Below are 16843 nucleotides of genomic sequence, written 5' to 3' on the forward strand. Positions count from 1 at the left end.
AAGATGAATGGAGGTGCTTGGTATGTCTCGTATAGGTAAAAAACTAATCGAGATCCCTTCAGGAGTTACTGTGACAAACAACGATAACACAGTGACAGTAAAGGGACCAAAAGGTGAACTAACTCGTGCATTTCACCCTGATATGGAAATTAAAATTGAGGACAACGTCTTAACTGTAAGCCGTCCGTCTGAAAATAAAGAACACCGTGCATTACATGGTACAACACGCAGCTTGATTGCAAACATGGTTGAAGGTGTATCTAAAGGTTTCGAAAGAGGTTTAGAACTTATCGGTGTCGGTTACCGTGCAGCTAAATCTGGAAACAAACTTGTTCTTAACGTTGGATACTCTCATCCAGTTGAAATCGTTCCTGAGGCTGGAGTTGAAATCGAAGTTCCATCTCAAACGAAAGTAATCATTAAAGGTATCGATAAAGAGCGTGTAGGAGCTCTAGCTTCTAACATCCGCGCTGTCCGTGCTCCAGAGCCTTACAAAGGTAAAGGAATTCGTTACGAAGGTGAATTCGTTCGCCGTAAAGAAGGAAAAACTGGTAAGTAAGATCGCTTAATGTGAAGAAAGGAGTGACTCGGATGATTACGAAAACTAGCAAAAACGCTACTCGTCTTAAAAGACATGCTCGTGTTCGTGCGAAACTTTCAGGTACTGCTGAAAGACCTCGCCTTAACGTTTTCCGTTCTAACAAGAATATCTACGCTCAAGTAATTGATGATGTTAACGGTGTAACACTTGTAAGTGCTTCTACTCTTGATAAAGAGTTAAAGATCGAGAATAGTTCTGACACTGCAGCTGCTACGAAAGTTGGCGAACTTGTTGCAAAACGTGCTGTTGAAAAAGGAATCTCTAACGTGGTATTTGACCGCGGAGGATACCTATATCATGGACGTGTAAAAGCTCTAGCTGAAGCTGCTCGTGAGGCTGGACTTAAATTTTAATAAAAGAAGGAGGGACACATCCGAATGAGTCGTATTGACCCAAGCAAATTAGAGTTAGAAGAACGCTTAGTTACGGTTAACCGCGTAGCGAAAGTTGTTAAAGGTGGACGTCGTTTCCGTTTTGCAGCTTTAGTTGTTGTCGGTGACAAAAACGGTCATGTAGGTTTCGGTACTGGTAAAGCACAAGAAGTACCAGAAGCGATCCGCAAAGCTGTTGAAGATGCGAAAAAGAATTTAATTGAAGTACCAATGGTTGGAACTACAATTCCACATGAAATCATCGGTCGATTCGGTGCAGGAAACGTTCTATTGAAGCCTGCTTCAGAAGGTACAGGAGTTATCGCTGGAGGCCCAGTTCGTGCGGTACTTGAGCTTGCTGGTCTAGCTGATATCCTTTCTAAATCTCTAGGTTCTAATACACCGATCAACATGATCCGCGCAACACTTCAAGGTTTAAGTGAGCTTAAACGTGCTGAAGATGTAGCGAAGCTTCGTGGAAAATCTGTAGAAGACCTGTTAGGATAAGGAGGGAACAATAATGGCAAATAAATTAGAAATTACCCTCAAACGCAGTGTAATCGGTCGCCCTGAAGATCAGCGTGTCACTGTTCGTACTCTTGGTCTTAAGAAAACAAACCAAACAGTCGTACATGAAGACAATGCAGCGATCCGCGGCATGATTAACAAGGTGTCTCATTTAGTTTCTGTTAAAGAACAATAAAACATTTTTAATCGATAAGGAGGTGCCCAAATGAAACTTCATGAATTGAAGCCTTCAGAAGGTTCACGTAAAGTACGCAACCGTGTTGGTCGTGGTATTGGATCAGGTAACGGTAAAACTTCTGGTAAAGGTCATAAAGGTCAAAACGCTCGTTCTGGCGGCGGTGTACGCCCTGGTTTCGAAGGTGGTCAGATGCCTTTATTCCAACGCCTTCCAAAACGTGGTTTTACAAACATCAACCGTAAAGATTACGCGGTAATCAACTTAGACAGATTAAACAGTTTTGACGAAGGAACGGAAGTAACTCCTGAACTTCTTCTAGAGACTGGTGCAATAAGCAAGTTAAAAGCAGGAGTAAAAATTCTTGGCAACGGTAAATTAGAAAAAAAATTAACTGTAAAAGCCAATAAATTCTCTGCTTCTGCGAAAGAAGCGATTGAAGCTGCTGGCGGTACAGCCGAGGTGATCTAACTTGTTTAAGACAATCTCCAATTTTATGCGCGTGAAAGATATACGGAATAAGATTATATTCACACTTTTAATGTTAGTCGTCTTTCGTATAGGTGCTTTCATCCCTGTGCCTAATGTGAACGCCGAAGTTCTCCAGGCACAGGATCAAATGAGTGTTTTCGGAATCCTCAACACGTTTGGGGGCGGGGCACTTTTCCAATTCTCCATTCTTGCAATGGGGATTATGCCGTATATCACTGCTTCGATCATCATTCAGCTCTTGCAGATGGATGTTGTTCCGAAGTTTACTGAGTGGTCAAAGCAAGGAGAGGTTGGCCGCCGAAAATTAGCACAATTCACAAGGTATTTTACAATTGTTCTAGGATTTATCCAGGCGCTAGGAATGTCATATGGATTTAACAATATGGCAGGAGGCATGCTGATTGAAAACCCTGGTGTTTCAACGTATCTCTTAATTGCGGTCGTACTCACTGCGGGAACAGCATTTTTAATGTGGCTGGGTGAGCAGATTACTGCTCACGGTGTTGGTAACGGTATTTCGATTATTATCTTTGCCGGTATCATCGCTGGTATCCCTCAAACATTAAAACAAGTGTACGCTCAACAATTTGTAGGTGGAGATGGACAGCTGTTCATGCAAATCCTTAAAATTGCCCTTATTGTCATTGCCATTCTTGTCATTGTTATCGGTGTTATTTACATTCAAATGGCAGTGAGAAAGATTGCAATTCAATATTCAAAGGGAACTGGCCGTGCACAAATGTCTGCTAGTCAAGCAACGCACCTTCCATTAAAAGTGAATCCAGCAGGGGTGATTCCAGTCATCTTTGCCGTTTCTTTCATTATTACTCCGCAGACGATCGCATCGTTCTTCGGAACCAATAATGTGACAACTTGGATAACCAACAACTTTGACTATACTAAGCCAATCGGTATGACGATTTATGTAGCACTGATTGTTGCTTTCACATATTTTTATGCCTTTGTCCAAGTCAATCCTGAACAAATGGCTGAAAATCTGCAAAAGCAGGGTGGCTATATCCCGGGAGTTCGTCCAGGGAAAATGACTCAAGATAGAATTACGAGCATTTTGTACCGACTCACGTTTGTGGGCGCCATTTTCTTAGCCGTGATTTCAATACTTCCTATCTTTTTCATTCAATTCGCTGGATTACCTTCCGCTGCACAAATTGGCGGCACAAGTCTTCTCATTGTTGTAGGTGTTGCACTTGAAACAATGAAACAGCTTGAAAGCCAATTAGTGAAACGAAATTACCGTGGATTTATGAAATAAAACAGAGGGCTGGGCAGCTGCCCAACCTCTCTAAGTAAGGAAGGGGAAATCCGAAATGAACTTAGTCTTAATGGGGCTTCCGGGTGCTGGTAAAGGCACTCAGGCAGAACGAATTGTTGATGATTATGGGATTCCTCATATCTCAACAGGAGATATGTTCCGCGCTGCTATGAAAGAGGAGACACAACTTGGGCTCGAAGCAAAATCCTTTATCGATAAAGGAGAGCTTGTTCCTGATGAGGTCACAATCGGTATTGTTAGAGAAAGACTTGGCAAAAATGATTGTGAACAAGGTTTTCTTCTGGACGGATTTCCGCGAACAGTCGCTCAGGCTGAAGCTTTAGAAGAAATTCTAAAGGACCTTGGCAGAACGATTGATTATGTCATTAATATTAAAGTCGATAAAGATGCTTTGATGGAGCGTCTGACTGGCCGAAGAATTTGCAAAAATTGCGGAGCAACATATCATTTAGTATTCAATCCACCTGCGAAAGAAAATGTTTGCGACAAGTGTGGAGGCGAGCTTTATCAACGTGCAGATGATAATGCAGAAACCGTTTCGACTAGACTTGAAGTAAACTTAAAGCAGACTGAACCTTTACTGAACTTCTATTCAGAAAAAGGATATCTTGTAAACATTGATGGTGCGAAGCACATTAACGATGTGTATGCAGATATCAAGGACCTGCTTGGAGGATTAAATAAATGATTATCTGTAAAACTCCTCGCGAGCTTGAGATTATGAGAGAAGCTGGACGTATTGTCGCACTGACTCATGAAGAGCTGAAGAAACATATAAAACCAGGTATTTCGACAAAAGAATTGGATCAAATTGCCGAACGTTTTATTACAAAGCAGGGTGCAATCCCATCTTTTAAAGGGTATAATGGTTTTCGCGGGAGCATTTGCGTTTCGGTGAATGAAGAACTCGTTCACGGTATTCCTGGTAAACGGGTTTTACGTGATGGTGACATCATTAGTATCGATATTGGCGCAAAGTTAAATGGCTATCATGGTGACTCTGCTTGGACTTATCCAGTTGGGGTAATCAGTGATGAAGACCGCAAACTACTGGAAGTCACAGAGGAATCTCTATATAAAGGCTTACAGGAAGCAAAGCCAGGCGAACGTCTGTCGAACATTTCCCATGCCATACAAACGTATGTTGAAAATGAAAATTTTTCAGTTGTTAGAGAATATGTTGGACATGGGGTCGGACAGGATCTTCATGAGGACCCTCAAATTCCTCATTATGGTCCGCCCAACAAAGGCCCGCGGCTAAAACCTGGGATGGTGTTGGCCATCGAACCGATGGTGAACGCAGGCAGCCGATATGTGAAAACATTGGCTGATAACTGGACGGTTGTAACGGTTGATGGGAAAAAGTGTGCTCATTTTGAGCATACGATTGCGATTACAGATACAGGTTTTGATATACTGACTAAGATTTAGGTCTTCACTGAAGCCTTTCAGGCCCAAATCGGGCAGGTTGTCTGTATAGTCCAAAGAAAGAACAAGATCAGTATACAGGTGTCATCGGCATGTTCGTTGGCTGCCATGTACTAATCGCAGACGGAGAAAAGCGTAAATTTCATTCTCCTAAGAAAAAATATCAATCATATAACCTTTTATGATTGCGTATCTCCGGAAGTTCAGAACAGTATATTCAAAACAGGTCGGGTGATAGATGAACAATTGAGAGATTCTCATTTGGACATTTGTCAGAGAGCAAGTTACTGATTTGAAGAAGGGAGAACACTTGAATGGCGAAAGACGATGTAATTGAAGTGGAAGGTACTGTAGCAGAAACTTTGCCAAACGCAATGTTCAAAGTTGAACTAGAGAATGGTCATACAGTTTTGGCTCATGTATCAGGAAAAATCCGTATGCACTTCATTCGCATTTTACCTGGAGACAAAGTTACGGTAGAATTATCTCCATATGACTTAACTCGTGGTAGAATTACGTACCGTTACAAATAAAGCAACTCCGGAAGAAGGAGGTTGGAAACACATGAAAGTGAGACCATCTGTTAAACCTATCTGTGAAAAATGTAAAGTGATTCGCAGAAAAGGAAAAGTAATGGTGATCTGTGAAAACCCAAAACATAAACAAAAACAAGGCTAATAACAAGGAGGTGCCCAAATCATGGCTCGTATTGCTGGTGTAGATATTCCACGTGATAAGCGTGTTGTCATTTCTTTAACATATGTTTTTGGAATTGGTCGTACGACTGCGCAACAAGTCCTTAAAGAAGCAGGTGTTTCTGAAGACACTCGCGTTCGCGATCTAACTGAAGACGAACTTGGTAAAATCCGTGATATCATTGACAAACTTAAAGTAGAAGGTGACCTTCGTCGTGAAGTTTCACTTAACATTAAGCGTCTAATTGAAATCGGAAGCTACCGCGGAATCCGTCATCGTAGAGGACTTCCTGTTCGTGGACAAAACACAAAAAACAACGCGCGTACTCGTAAAGGTCCGCGTCGTACTGTAGCTAACAAGAAAAAATAAGTAAAGGAGGTAGTTAAAGAATGGCTGCTGCTCGTAAACAAAATACGCGTAAACGTCGCGTGAAAAAGAATATTGAAGCTGGAATCGCTCATATCCGTTCCACTTTCAACAACACGATTGTAACGATTACTGATGTTCATGGAAACGCAATTTCTTGGTCAAGTGCTGGTGCATTAGGATTCAGAGGTTCTCGTAAATCTACTCCTTTCGCTGCACAAATGGCTGCTGAAACTGCTGCTAAAGGTTCTATCGAACACGGTCTTAAAACACTTGAAGTAACTGTTAAAGGTCCTGGTTCTGGTCGTGAAGCTGCAATTCGTGCACTTCAAGCTGCAGGTCTTGAAGTTACTGCAATTAGAGACGTAACTCCAGTTCCTCATAACGGATGCCGTCCACCAAAACGTCGCCGCGTGTAATTTGTTTGTATAGATTTTGTGTCCCTGTCAATAATGGGTTATGATACAGTTATTTATGAGACGAATACACGACTCGTTGCCTGAGCACATACGGGACTAAACAATGAGGAATTTCGGATGGAATCTCATATGATTCTATTCGAGGTTTCGACGTTTTGAAGGAGGGTTTTATTAGATGATCGAAATTGAAAAACCAAAAATCGAAACGGTTGAAATCAGCGACGATGCCAAGTATGGCAAGTTTGTCGTAGAGCCACTTGAGCGTGGATATGGTACCACTTTAGGGAACTCCCTTCGTCGTATCCTTTTATCCTCACTTCCTGGTGCAGCTGTAACATCGATCCAGATAGATGGTGTCTTACACGAATTCTCAACGATCGAAGGCGTGGTTGAAGATGTTACAACGATTATCTTAAACATTAAAAAGCTTGCACTCAAAATCTACTCTGAAGAAGAGAAGACGCTTGAAATTGATGTACAAGATGAAGGTACTGTAACAGCTGCTGATATTACACACGACAGCGATATTGAAATCTTAAATCCAGATCTTCACATCGCAACTCTTGGCAAGAATGCGAGCTTCCGTGTTCGCTTAACTGCACAAAGAGGTCGCGGGTACAATCCTGCTGATGCAAACAAAAGAGACGATCAGCCAATCGGTGTGATTCCGATCGACTCAATCTATACACCTGTATCTCGTGTGACTTATCAAGTGGAGAACACCCGTGTTGGGCAAATCACAAACTATGATAAATTAACACTAGATGTATGGACTGATGGAAGCACAGGACCGAAAGAAGCGATCGCTCTAGGTTCTAAGATTTTAACTGAACACTTGAATATTTTCGTTGGGTTAACTGACGAAGCTCAGCATGCTGAAATCATGGTTGAGAAAGAAGAAGACCAAAAAGAAAAAGTGCTTGAAATGACAATTGAAGAGCTTGATCTTTCTGTTCGTTCTTACAACTGTTTGAAGCGTGCGGGTATTAACACTGTTCAAGAGCTTGCTAACAAGACAGAAGAGGATATGATGAAAGTTCGTAACCTTGGACGTAAATCTCTTGAAGAAGTGAAAGCGAAACTAGAAGAACTTGGACTGGGTCTTCGTAAAGACGATTGACTAGTTTCATTGTGAACTAGGATTTTCGTGTGTTTTTTATTCATACAGCATCTCTAATTAAGGAGGGGACATCACATGGCATACAGAAAGCTAGGACGCACTAGTGCACAACGTAAAGCAATGCTTCGTGACCTAACGACTGATTTGATCATCAACGAACGCATCGAAACAACTGAAACACGTGCGAAAGAACTTCGCTCTGTAGTTGAAAAAATGATCACTCTTGGCAAACGCGGAGATCTTCATGCTCGCCGTCAAGCTGCAGCTTACATTCGTAATGAAGTAGCTAACGCTGAAACAAACCAAGATGCACTTCAAAAATTATTCGCTGACGTTGCAACTCGCTACGAAGATCGCCAAGGTGGATACACTCGTATCATGAAGCTTGGACCTCGTCGCGGCGATGGCGCACCAATGGCTGTCATTGAATTAGTTTAATCACATATCGTGTATCTAAGAAAGGGCGGGACAGTTCATAACTGGATCTATGCCCTTTTTTAGGTACTACGGCTTTTTTAGGAATAAGCAAAGAAGAGGTTGAGCTGAGAGGAGGTCCGGTAGAGATGGGGAAGACATTAATTGACGTAAAGGACATTGTATTTCGTTATCACAAGGATGCGGACAAGCCCGCTTTAGATCAAGTGTCACTGCATGTGAATCAAAATGAATGGCTCGCCATTGTTGGTCATAACGGTTCAGGTAAATCCACACTTGCCCGTGTGCTGAATGGGCTCATTTTACCGGATGCTGGTACGGTCAAGGTTGGAGAGATTGAGCTCAAAGAAGAAAGTGTTTGGGATATTCGCAAAAAGGTTGGAATGGTCTTTCAAAACCCAGATAACCAATTTGTGGGCTCAACAGTTCGTGATGATGTGGCTTTTGGTTTAGAAAATAACGGGGTTGAGCGGGAATTGATGATAGAACGTGTAGATTGGGCTGTCAAACAGGTCAATATGCAGGAGTTTCTTGATCAAGAGCCGCACCATCTATCAGGCGGGCAGAAGCAGAGAGTCGCCATTGCAGGTGTGCTTGCCGCAAGCCCTGACATCATGATCTTGGATGAAGCAACATCAATGCTTGATCCGATTGGCCGTGAAGAAGTGTTAGAGACTGTTAGACTACTGAAGGAACAAGGAACAGTCACAGTCATTTCCATCACACATGATTTAGACGAGGCTGCCAAAGCAGACCGCGTCATTGTGATGAATGGCGGGAAGAAATTTGCCGAGGGAACGCCAGAGGAAGTATTTGAACTAGATGAACAGCTGGTTCAGATTGGACTTGATCTGCCATTTTCCTATCGATTGAGCAAGCAATTGAAGCAGCAAGGTGTGCCGCTTGCAAATGCCCATTTGACACAAGAAGGATTGGTGAAAGAGCTATGGACATTACGATCAAAGAATTAGAGCATCGTTATCAAATGAAAACGCCGTTTGAGCGTCTCGCTTTGTATGATGTCAATGCTTCCATCAAAGAGGGCAGCTATGTCGCTGTCATTGGTCATACGGGCTCTGGTAAGTCTACATTGCTGCAGCATTTAAATGGATTGCTCAAACCAACGAAGGGGAGCATTGTGCTTGGAAAGACAGTTTTACAAGCCAATAAAAAGCAGAAGGATATGAAACCCCTCCGGAAAAAGGTAGGCATCGTGTTTCAGTTTCCTGAGCATCAGCTCTTTGAGGAAACCATCCTCAAGGATATCTGCTTTGGCCCGATGAACTTCGGCGTTCCTCAAGAGAAGGCAGAAGCGAAGGCGAAGGAGATGCTGAAACTGGTTGGTCTTCCTGAGTCCTTATTATCTCGATCTCCCTTTGAACTAAGCGGCGGTCAAATGAGACGTGTGGCGATTGCAGGCGTTTTAGCGATGGAGCCAGAGGTGCTTGTGCTTGATGAGCCGACTGCTGGGCTGGATCCACGCGGGCGGAAGGAAATCATGGACATGTTCTATGACCTTCATCAAAAGGCAAACCTCACCACGATTCTGGTCACACACAGTATGGAAGATGCCGCTCATTATGCGGATCAAATGATTGTGATGCATAAAGGGACAGTGAAGGCGACAGGCACGCCGAGAGAGTTGTTTGCCAATCGTACAGACATGTCTTCGTTTGGTCTCGACCTCCCAGAAACGATTAAATTCCAGCAGACTGTAGAAGAAAAGCTTGGTATTACGTTTCCAAGGCCGCTTCTGACCATGGATGAAATGGCAGAAGCCTTAACAGCTCTTTATCAGGAGGACACGACATCATGATGGATAGTATGATTATCGGCAAATATGTGCCAGGTTCATCCTTTGTCCATCGTCTTGATCCAAGGACAAAGCTGTTATCAATTTTCTTTTTTGTCTTTATTGTTTTTTTTGCTAATAATTACATCACTTACGGGCTTTTAGGTGTCTTTACCATCCTTGTGGTGATGGTTTCTCAGGTGCCGCTATACTTTATTCTCAAGGGAATGAAGCCGATCCTATGGATTGTCCTGTTTACCTTTATTCTGCATATTTTCATGACAAAGGATGGCGCCTTGCTATTCCATTTTGGTTTTCTGAATATTTATGAAGAAGGTTTAAAGCAAGGAATATTCATTTCACTCCGTTTTGTCTATCTCATCATGATGACGACACTTCTTACGTTAACTACAACGCCTATAGAAGTGACAGACGGGATGGAGAAGCTTCTGCACCCATTCCGTAAAATCAAACTGCCTGTTCATGAGCTTGCTCTCATGATGTCCATCTCTCTTCGGTTTATTCCGACGTTATTAGAAGAGACGGATAAAATCATGAAGGCACAAATGGCACGAGGTGTTGATTTTACAAGCGGGCCTTTAAAGGATCGCATGAAAGCCATCGTTCCTTTGCTTGTTCCGCTTTTCGTCAGTGCGTTTAAGCGTGCAGAAGAACTGGCGACCGCGATGGAAGCGAGAGGCTACCGCGGGGGAGAAGGACGGACGAAGTACCGTCAGCTTGTCTGGGGCATGAAGGACACGTTCACGCTGCTTTTATTCATCTTGTTAACAGCACTCCTTGTGCTGCTTAGAAATTAGGTGATTCCTAGATGAAGGTCAAATGTACCGTATCCTACGATGGGACACATTTTAAAGGCTATCAGGTGCAGCCAGGGCAGCGAACCGTTCAGACGGAGATAGAGTCAGCCCTTGCAAGAATGCACAAACAGGATGAACTGATTCCGATTGTGGCTTCCGGCCGGACGGACAGCGGTGTCCATGCAAAGGGACAGGTCATCCATTTTGACACCCCGCTCTCGATCCCGATGGAGAGATGGCCTTTTGCCCTTAACAGCTTGCTGCCGGATGATATCCGTGTTCTAAAGGCTGAGGAGGTCGATGACTCGTTTCATGCCAGATTTGGTGTTGTTTCGAAGGAGTACCGTTATAAGGTCTCAACGGAAACACACCAAAATGTGTTCACGAGACAGTATGCCTGCCACTATCCTTACCGGCTGGATATCGATAAAATGAGAGAAGCCGCTGAGCACCTGATTGGGACACATGACTTTACAAGCTTTTGTGCGGCCAATACAGAGGTTCAGGACAAGGTGAGGGTTATTTATGCCCTCGAGTGGAAAAACGTCTCAGACGGGCTTGAAATGCGTGTGAGAGGGAATGGCTTTTTATACAACATGGTGCGGATTATCGCTGGAACGTTGCTTGAAATCGGTTCTGGTAAATTTCACCCTGAGGAGATAAAAGCTATGCTTGCCGCCCGAAATCGCGAAGCGGCAGGCAAGACTGCGCCTAGTCACGGACTGTATTTATGGGAAGTTTTCTATGACAACTAAACCAGGTGTAACATGTTCTTGACACAGGAAGCAGAAAGTTATAAGATATCATATGGTATGTATTTCAACCCCACAAATAAGCCCCGGAAGACTTATCTGTGTTTTGAAATAGAACGTAGCATTTGATTCAAGGAAAATTCATTGATTTATTTAGGAGGGAAACTCATGCGTACAACACCAATGGCGAACGCAAGCACAATTGAGCGCAAATGGCTAGTTGTTGATGCGGCAGGCAAGACTCTAGGTCGTCTTTCTACTGAAGTAGCATCACTTTTGCGCGGTAAGCACAAACCAACTTATACACCACACGTTGATACAGGTGATCACGTCATCATCATCAATGCTGAGAAAATTGAATTAACAGGTAAGAAATTGACGGACAAAATTTACTACCGTCACACGATGCACCCAGGCGGTTTGAAACAAAGAACTGCTCTTGAGATGCGTACAAACTACCCTGAGAAAATGCTGGAGCTTGCTATCAAAGGTATGCTTCCAAAGGGTCCACTAGGTCGTCAAATGTTCAAAAAATTAAATGTGTACCGTGGTTCTGAGCATCCACATCAAGCACAACAACCTGAAGTTTACGAACTTCGCGGTTAATTATAAGGGAGGTTAACAATTTGGCACAGGTTCAATATTACGGTACAGGTCGTCGTAAAAGTTCTGTAGCGCGCGTTCGCTTAGTTCCAGGTGAAGGCCGTATCGTCGTTAATAATCGTGAAATTACTGAATACATTCCATTCGCTGCTTTAATCGAAGACGTGAAACAGCCTTTGAACATCACAGAAACAGCTAACAGCTACGATGTTCTTGTAAATGTTCACGGTGGTGGATTCTCTGGTCAAGCTGGAGCAATTCGTCACGGTATCTCTCGTGCTCTTCTAGAAGTAGATCCTGAGTACCGTACATCACTTAAACGTGCTGGACTTCTTACTCGTGACCCTCGTATGAAAGAGCGTAAGAAATACGGTCTTAAAGGCGCACGTCGCGCACCTCAGTTCTCAAAACGTTAATCAATTTTATATTGTATGGACGTTTTACAAAGGTTTGTTACAGACAAACCTTATAAAAAAAGCATCAGCATCCTGGGACTGACCCCATAAGATGAGACAAATAAAAAACACCTTCAAGTTTGAAAACGGATCGTTGTAATCCGAAATAAAACATGGAGGTGTTTTTTCTATGGGGACAAGAGTGAGTTATCCGGTTGAAGTCAAACAGAAGGCTGTAGAAATGAGATTGGCAGGCGTATCAATGAAAGAGATTTTGCGGGAATTGAATATCAAAAATAAAACGCAGGTTCAGACATGGGTGAGGTGGCATAAGGCTGGGGATACACACCGGTTCGAACAGCCTGTTGGAAAACAATATACCCATAGAAAGGGTCCCGAGTACTCTTCCGAATTAGAGAGACTGCAGGCAGAAAATCGCTATCTGAGTCAACAGAATGAAGTTTTAAAAAAGTACAACGAATTGGAAAGGAAGTTGATAAGGAAACGTCAATCAAACTGGTAGAAGAATTGTGCAAAACAATGACAGTACAGGACATCTGTGTCCATTTAGGCGTCTCACGCGCTTCGTACTATAGATGGAAAAAAGATCTGACTCAGAATCATTCTAAAAAACAACTAGAGGAACAAATCGGCACGTTGTGCCGAGAGCACAAGTATCGATATGGATATCGAAAAATCACAGCCATACTAAAAATGAGGATGCATATTAACCATAAAACTGTTCAACGTATCATGCAGAAAAACCAGTGGCAGTGCCGGGTTAAAATGAAAAAGCGTAAGAAGAATGGGCAGCCCTATGCCGTGGCCGGTAATATACTGGATCGGAACTTTCAATCTGATCGCCCTCTTGAAAAACTAGTAACGGACATCACGTATTTGCCTTATGGACAGAAACAATTGTACCTTTCCAGTATATTGGATTTATATAATGGAGAAGTAATTGCGTTTACGATTGGTGATAAGCAGGACACAGACTTTATTTTAAACACACTTGATCAGCTCCCAGCACTGCCTGAAAACTGTGTGTTACATAGCGACCAAGGTTCTGTGTATACATCTTACGAGTATCAGAAAGCTGTTCATATAAAAGGCATTACCATGAGCATGTCCCGTAAAGGGACGCCCGCTGATAATGCCTCCATCGAATCGTTTCATTCCTCGCTAAAGTCTGAAACGTTCTATCTTAACAGCATTGATCGAACTACAACCAACATTGTAGAACGCACTGTCAAAGAATACATTTATTATTATAACAACATTCGTATTCAAACAAAACTAAACAACCAATCACCGATCAACTATCGGCAATTGGCTGTATAAAGGTGTTTTGATCCCTGTCTCAAAAACGGGGGTCAGTCCCTCCTGCTGGTGCTTTTTTATTTGTGTTTTTTTCTGTTTGGAAACATATAAAATAGGATCATAGCAAGGTTTCTGTTTAAAAAACGAAGTCTATGGAGGGGTGTCATATGAATCTAACAACAGAAAGGTGTTTCATTCGATCATTTGCTGAGGATGATTGGCATGATGTTTATGCATATACATCTGATCCGGCGGTGATGAAGTATATTCCGGAAGGTGTTTTTTCTAAAGAAAATGCGAAGGAATTTGTTAAAAATAATCGTCTTAAAAAAGCCAAGAATTTTGCTGTTCTATTAAAAGAAGATCAGATATGCATCGGACATATCGTGTTTCATTCTTACTTTGGTGAGCACACATATGAGATTGGCTGGGTCTTCAATCCTGCCTATCAAAACAAGGGCTATGCATCAGAAGCGGCGTATGCTGTCTTACATCATGGTTTTCACACACTAAACTTACATCGGATCATTGCCACTTGTCAGCCTGAGAATGTGCCATCGTGGAGAGTGATGGAGAAAATGGGGATGAGGAGAGAGGGGTATTTTAAAAAATGTATACCACAAGGAAATGAGTGGTGGGATGAGTTTTACTATGCCATCTTACAAGAGGAATGGTTCGTGAAGAGGGCTTGATAAGTTTTCATGATATGAAGTAATTCACCATTTCAAATATCACTCCGCTTTCGATGTTGATATAATCAGATCAAATAAGCAGAAGAGGGACTTCGCCATGAGGATCTTTGAAGCATTTCTTATCATTGAGTTTTCCCATTCAAGAAAACCAAGGGTACACACTGCCGCCTAGTTATGTGGTTAAAAAAAGCAGCTGATCAAATCTTATAAAAAAAACGGTTGCAATTGGTATTTTGGTAAGTGAAGATGGTTTCCATCCATCATAGGAGGTGCTTTCATTGAATTTAAATCAATTGACATTTAGAGAAGCTGTGCAAGAAGACCTCGACAAAATCATTTTCATGCTTTCAGATGATAAGTTAGGTCAAAAGAGAGAGCGTTACACTCGCCCGTTATTAGAAAGCTATATTAAAGCCTTTCATTCAATCGATGCTGATCCAAATATTGAACTCATTGTTGCGTGTGACCAGGAAGAAGCAGTTGGGGTTCTTCAGTTAACCATGACGCCATTTCTTACACATCAAGGAGGATGGAGAGCATCCATCGAAGGAGTTCGTACGGCTTCGGCCCATAGAGGAAAAGGAGTCGGCTCGATGCTCATAAAGTGGGCTATACAACGCGCAAGCGACCGCGGATGTCATATGATTCAGCTGACAACAGACAAACAGAGGCCAGAAGCACGCCATTTTTATGAGAAATTAGGGTTTGAAGCCACACATGAAGGAATGAAGCTGCATCTGCCCCATGAATAAGGACAACAAGAAGCGGAGGATTCACGAACCTCTGCCTTTTTTGTGCCTTTATTTGAAATATTTGTTATATTAAACATGTAAATCCTCTGTTATTTGGAAAGGAGAAACATGTTGCAGAAAATCGGTTTAAAGGAAGCGATGGAAGACCTTTTGACATTTGTAACAAAGAACAAAAAGGAAGTATCAGTGACAATCATTGAAAATGAAGATGTGGTGTTAGAGTGGAATGCTGATCAAAAAACGCCACTTGCAAGTACGGTGAAATTAGTGGTTTTATTTCATTTTGTTAAAGCTGTATCCAGCAGTGGCATTGTCTGATATAGAACGGTATTATATTGATGGAACAGACGGTGGTTCACACAAGTACTGGCTGGAGGTCAATAATTTTTCTGAGCATGCGACTTTATTAGATGTTGCCAAAGGGATGATGCAATTCAGTTCGAATGCTTGTACGGATTATTTGATTGACCGGCTGGGCTTAGAAAAGATCAATGATCGGATGAAAGAAGCTGGTCTTATAGAACATGATGAACTCATGCCGCTGACGCCAAAGTTGTTGTGGCCCGCTTATGTATCTGATCATGAGCAGGATGCATTAAAGCAAATGAGCGGTGTATCTCATGAGCAATATAAATCTCTAATGAGTGAGATTTTTAATATCATGAAAAATGACCCAGAGCATAAAAAGGTGTTAGAAGAAAAAATGATGAAAAATGACTTATTAAGCTTTCATATTCAATCATTACTGACACAAAAGCTGACAAAGTCTACAACCAATCAATATGCACATTTTATGAAACGTCTGCAGGATGAGTTGTTAACAACAGAAGAAAAGGGTCTTTTTAGCCAAATTGTGCTTGGAGAAACATTGAAGACGGAAAAAGATCAATATATTTGGTATAAAGGCGGAGCGACGTTGTTTGTTTTCACAGCTAATTTATATCGAAAAACGGATATCTCATCTATATGCATTTCTCTTTTTATCAATGATCCAAAAGCGAAGAATTCTCACTGGATTGGGGAAGTATTCAACGAATTTATGTTTACTGCAGCAGGGGATCAAAACTTTCGACAACGATTGATTCAGGCTTTCACTACATAATTATCAAATAAACAGAGGGATATCGCCCTCTGTTTTATTATTTCTGCATTGGAAACGCTTTGTATACATCTTGGCGTTTCTTTTTTGACTTCACAACTCCATCAACCAGTTCCTTTTGCCAAAGCGCTGTATCGTCTTTGTACTTTTTAAAAGGGTGAGGGAGCTCTTTTTCTAGCTGTTTTCTTTTAAACGTGACGGACGGCTCGTCTTTAGAGCTCATGTTAAGTGTCACTTGCTCTACGTTATCGACCAGAATAAAAAGTGCGATGGCGTTGTATAAATACGTTTTTTCGATCGTATCCTTTTGATCAAACCAGAAGGCGTCAAACTGTTCTTCTGTATAGCCTGCATTTTCTTTTACTCCATACGTGACGTCTAATGCTTTCCTATCGATGATTTCAAATTCACGAATGACGCCTCCAGGAAGATCTGATAAGATTTCACGAATGGCTGAATTGTCACCGAGATACGTGTTTTTGTGTGTTGAAAGTTGTTTTAAGGATATGTCTGCTATTCCTTTCATATCGCTCTTTTTCTCGCTGGCTTGACTGCTGCACGCAGATAGGACGACTGTAAGTAGCAGCAGGATATACATCCATTTCTTCATTGATTTTGCCCCTTTATTTTTCTTTCTATATGTAAATGTCTATTTTATCACAATTTTCCATTCCGATCGTTCACAGGCCGTCATT

The 16843-nt window shown here is 42.1% G+C and carries 26 protein-coding genes and 1 pseudogene; 26 read left to right on the forward strand and 1 reads right to left on the reverse strand.

Features of this window, described 5'->3' with window-relative positions; genetic code table 11:
• Positions 1–22: 22 nt before the first annotated feature.
• The 26 genes and pseudogenes from rplF (at position 23) to MHH65_RS00935 (ending at position 16151) form a co-directional block, all read left to right on the forward strand.
• Positions 23–559, forward strand: coding sequence for a 50S ribosomal protein L6 (rplF, locus tag MHH65_RS00810; RefSeq protein ID WP_024425602.1), 537 nt, complete (start codon positions 23–25; stop codon positions 557–559).
• A gap of 32 nt (positions 560–591) precedes the next feature.
• A complete protein-coding gene (rplR, locus tag MHH65_RS00815; RefSeq protein WP_008356544.1) occupies positions 592–954 on the forward strand; it encodes a 50S ribosomal protein L18 in 363 nt (120 codons plus the stop codon).
• Between the two features lie 24 nt (positions 955–978).
• Positions 979–1479, forward strand: a complete 501-nt coding sequence (gene rpsE / locus MHH65_RS00820) for a 30S ribosomal protein S5 (protein WP_007496332.1) — start codon at positions 979–981, stop codon at positions 1477–1479.
• Positions 1480–1492: 13 nt separating this feature from the next.
• Positions 1493–1675 carry a 50S ribosomal protein L30 gene (rpmD, locus tag MHH65_RS00825; protein ID WP_003217067.1) on the forward strand — a complete coding sequence of 61 codons (183 nt, stop codon included), beginning with the start codon at positions 1493–1495 and terminating at the stop codon, positions 1673–1675.
• 30 nt (positions 1676–1705) lie between these two features.
• Positions 1706–2146 (forward strand): 50S ribosomal protein L15, encoded by a 441-nt coding sequence (rplO, locus tag MHH65_RS00830; protein ID WP_003216888.1) that lies wholly within the window; start codon positions 1706–1708, stop codon positions 2144–2146.
• Position 2147: 1 nt separating this feature from the next.
• A complete protein-coding gene (gene secY, locus MHH65_RS00835) occupies positions 2148–3440 on the forward strand; it encodes a preprotein translocase subunit SecY (protein ID WP_007496334.1) in 1293 nt (430 codons plus the stop codon).
• 55 nt (positions 3441–3495) lie between these two features.
• Positions 3496–4149 (forward strand): adenylate kinase, encoded by a 654-nt coding sequence (locus MHH65_RS00840; RefSeq protein WP_034283883.1) that lies wholly within the window; start codon positions 3496–3498, stop codon positions 4147–4149.
• A complete protein-coding gene (gene map / locus MHH65_RS00845) occupies positions 4146–4892 on the forward strand; it encodes a type I methionyl aminopeptidase (RefSeq protein WP_003217210.1) in 747 nt (248 codons plus the stop codon). The genes MHH65_RS00840 and map overlap by 4 nt, the downstream gene beginning before the upstream one ends.
• A gap of 45 nt (positions 4893–4937) precedes the next feature.
• A pseudogene (locus MHH65_RS00850) lies at positions 4938–5226 on the forward strand (RNA-binding protein).
• Positions 5204–5422 (forward strand): translation initiation factor IF-1, encoded by a 219-nt coding sequence (gene infA, locus MHH65_RS00855; protein ID WP_003217190.1) that lies wholly within the window; start codon positions 5204–5206, stop codon positions 5420–5422. Before MHH65_RS00850 ends, infA begins: the two are co-directional and overlap by 23 nt.
• Positions 5423–5453: 31 nt before the next feature.
• Positions 5454–5567, forward strand: a complete 114-nt coding sequence (rpmJ, locus tag MHH65_RS00860) for a 50S ribosomal protein L36 (RefSeq protein ID WP_003156543.1) — start codon at positions 5454–5456, stop codon at positions 5565–5567.
• Positions 5568–5588: 21 nt separating this feature from the next.
• The gene (rpsM, locus tag MHH65_RS00865) at positions 5589–5954 is read left to right on the forward strand and encodes a 30S ribosomal protein S13 (RefSeq protein WP_003217023.1); all 366 of its coding nucleotides are present in this window, start codon (positions 5589–5591) and stop codon (positions 5952–5954) included.
• 20 nt (positions 5955–5974) lie between these two features.
• On the forward strand, positions 5975–6370 hold the full coding sequence (gene rpsK, locus MHH65_RS00870) for a 30S ribosomal protein S11 (protein WP_003217231.1): 396 nt from the start codon (positions 5975–5977) through the stop codon (positions 6368–6370).
• Between the two features lie 175 nt (positions 6371–6545).
• Positions 6546–7490 carry a DNA-directed RNA polymerase subunit alpha gene (locus MHH65_RS00875; protein ID WP_003217009.1) on the forward strand — a complete coding sequence of 315 codons (945 nt, stop codon included), beginning with the start codon at positions 6546–6548 and terminating at the stop codon, positions 7488–7490.
• Between the two features lie 75 nt (positions 7491–7565).
• Complete coding sequence (gene rplQ / locus MHH65_RS00880; protein ID WP_003216944.1) at positions 7566–7928, forward strand: 50S ribosomal protein L17; 363 nt, start codon at positions 7566–7568, stop codon at positions 7926–7928.
• Positions 7929–8053: 125 nt separating this feature from the next.
• On the forward strand, positions 8054–8896 hold the full coding sequence (locus MHH65_RS00885) for an energy-coupling factor ABC transporter ATP-binding protein (RefSeq protein WP_008356549.1): 843 nt from the start codon (positions 8054–8056) through the stop codon (positions 8894–8896).
• Complete coding sequence (locus MHH65_RS00890) at positions 8872–9741, forward strand: energy-coupling factor ABC transporter ATP-binding protein (RefSeq protein WP_176967284.1); 870 nt, start codon at positions 8872–8874, stop codon at positions 9739–9741. The genes MHH65_RS00885 and MHH65_RS00890 overlap by 25 nt, the downstream gene beginning before the upstream one ends.
• Positions 9738–10535, forward strand: a complete 798-nt coding sequence (locus MHH65_RS00895; RefSeq protein WP_034283880.1) for an energy-coupling factor transporter transmembrane protein EcfT — start codon at positions 9738–9740, stop codon at positions 10533–10535. The genes MHH65_RS00890 and MHH65_RS00895 overlap by 4 nt, the downstream gene beginning before the upstream one ends.
• Before the next feature lie 11 nt (positions 10536–10546).
• Positions 10547–11290, forward strand: coding sequence for a tRNA pseudouridine(38-40) synthase TruA (truA, locus tag MHH65_RS00900; RefSeq protein WP_034283879.1), 744 nt, complete (start codon positions 10547–10549; stop codon positions 11288–11290).
• A gap of 165 nt (positions 11291–11455) precedes the next feature.
• Positions 11456–11893, forward strand: a complete 438-nt coding sequence (gene rplM, locus MHH65_RS00905; protein ID WP_003217042.1) for a 50S ribosomal protein L13 — start codon at positions 11456–11458, stop codon at positions 11891–11893.
• Positions 11894–11913: 20 nt separating this feature from the next.
• Entirely contained in the window at positions 11914–12306 is a 393-nt protein-coding gene (gene rpsI, locus MHH65_RS00910; RefSeq protein ID WP_039175996.1) for a 30S ribosomal protein S9, read from the forward strand.
• A 169-nt stretch (positions 12307–12475) separates the two neighbouring features.
• A protein-coding gene (locus MHH65_RS00915; RefSeq protein ID WP_098677243.1) for an IS3 family transposase occupies positions 12476–13626 on the forward strand; the annotation gives its coding sequence in 2 pieces (ribosomal slippage) (positions 12476–12749 and positions 12749–13626; 1152 coding nt in all).
• A gap of 146 nt (positions 13627–13772) precedes the next feature.
• Positions 13773–14297 carry a GNAT family N-acetyltransferase gene (locus MHH65_RS00920; protein ID WP_034283874.1) on the forward strand — a complete coding sequence of 175 codons (525 nt, stop codon included), beginning with the start codon at positions 13773–13775 and terminating at the stop codon, positions 14295–14297.
• A 278-nt stretch (positions 14298–14575) separates the two neighbouring features.
• Positions 14576–15049: a GNAT family N-acetyltransferase gene (locus tag MHH65_RS00925; RefSeq protein ID WP_141545668.1), complete on the forward strand. Its 474-nt coding sequence runs from the start codon at positions 14576–14578 to the stop codon at positions 15047–15049.
• 111 nt (positions 15050–15160) lie between these two features.
• Positions 15161–15367, forward strand: coding sequence for a hypothetical protein (locus MHH65_RS00930; RefSeq protein ID WP_242026031.1), 207 nt, complete (start codon positions 15161–15163; stop codon positions 15365–15367).
• Positions 15333–16151: a serine hydrolase gene (locus MHH65_RS00935; RefSeq protein WP_242026033.1), complete on the forward strand. Its 819-nt coding sequence runs from the start codon at positions 15333–15335 to the stop codon at positions 16149–16151. Before MHH65_RS00930 ends, MHH65_RS00935 begins: the two co-directional genes overlap by 35 nt.
• A 37-nt stretch (positions 16152–16188) precedes the next feature.
• On the opposite strand, the gene MHH65_RS00940 is transcribed toward MHH65_RS00935, so the two are convergent.
• Entirely contained in the window at positions 16189–16758 is a 570-nt protein-coding gene (locus MHH65_RS00940) for a DUF4825 domain-containing protein (protein WP_098677674.1), read from the reverse strand.
• Positions 16759–16843: the final 85 nt, after the last annotated feature.

This window comes from Bacillus sp. FSL L8-0654, from assembly GCF_038629965.1.
Lineage (GTDB): Bacteria > Bacillota > Bacilli > Bacillales > Bacillaceae > Bacillus > Bacillus safensis.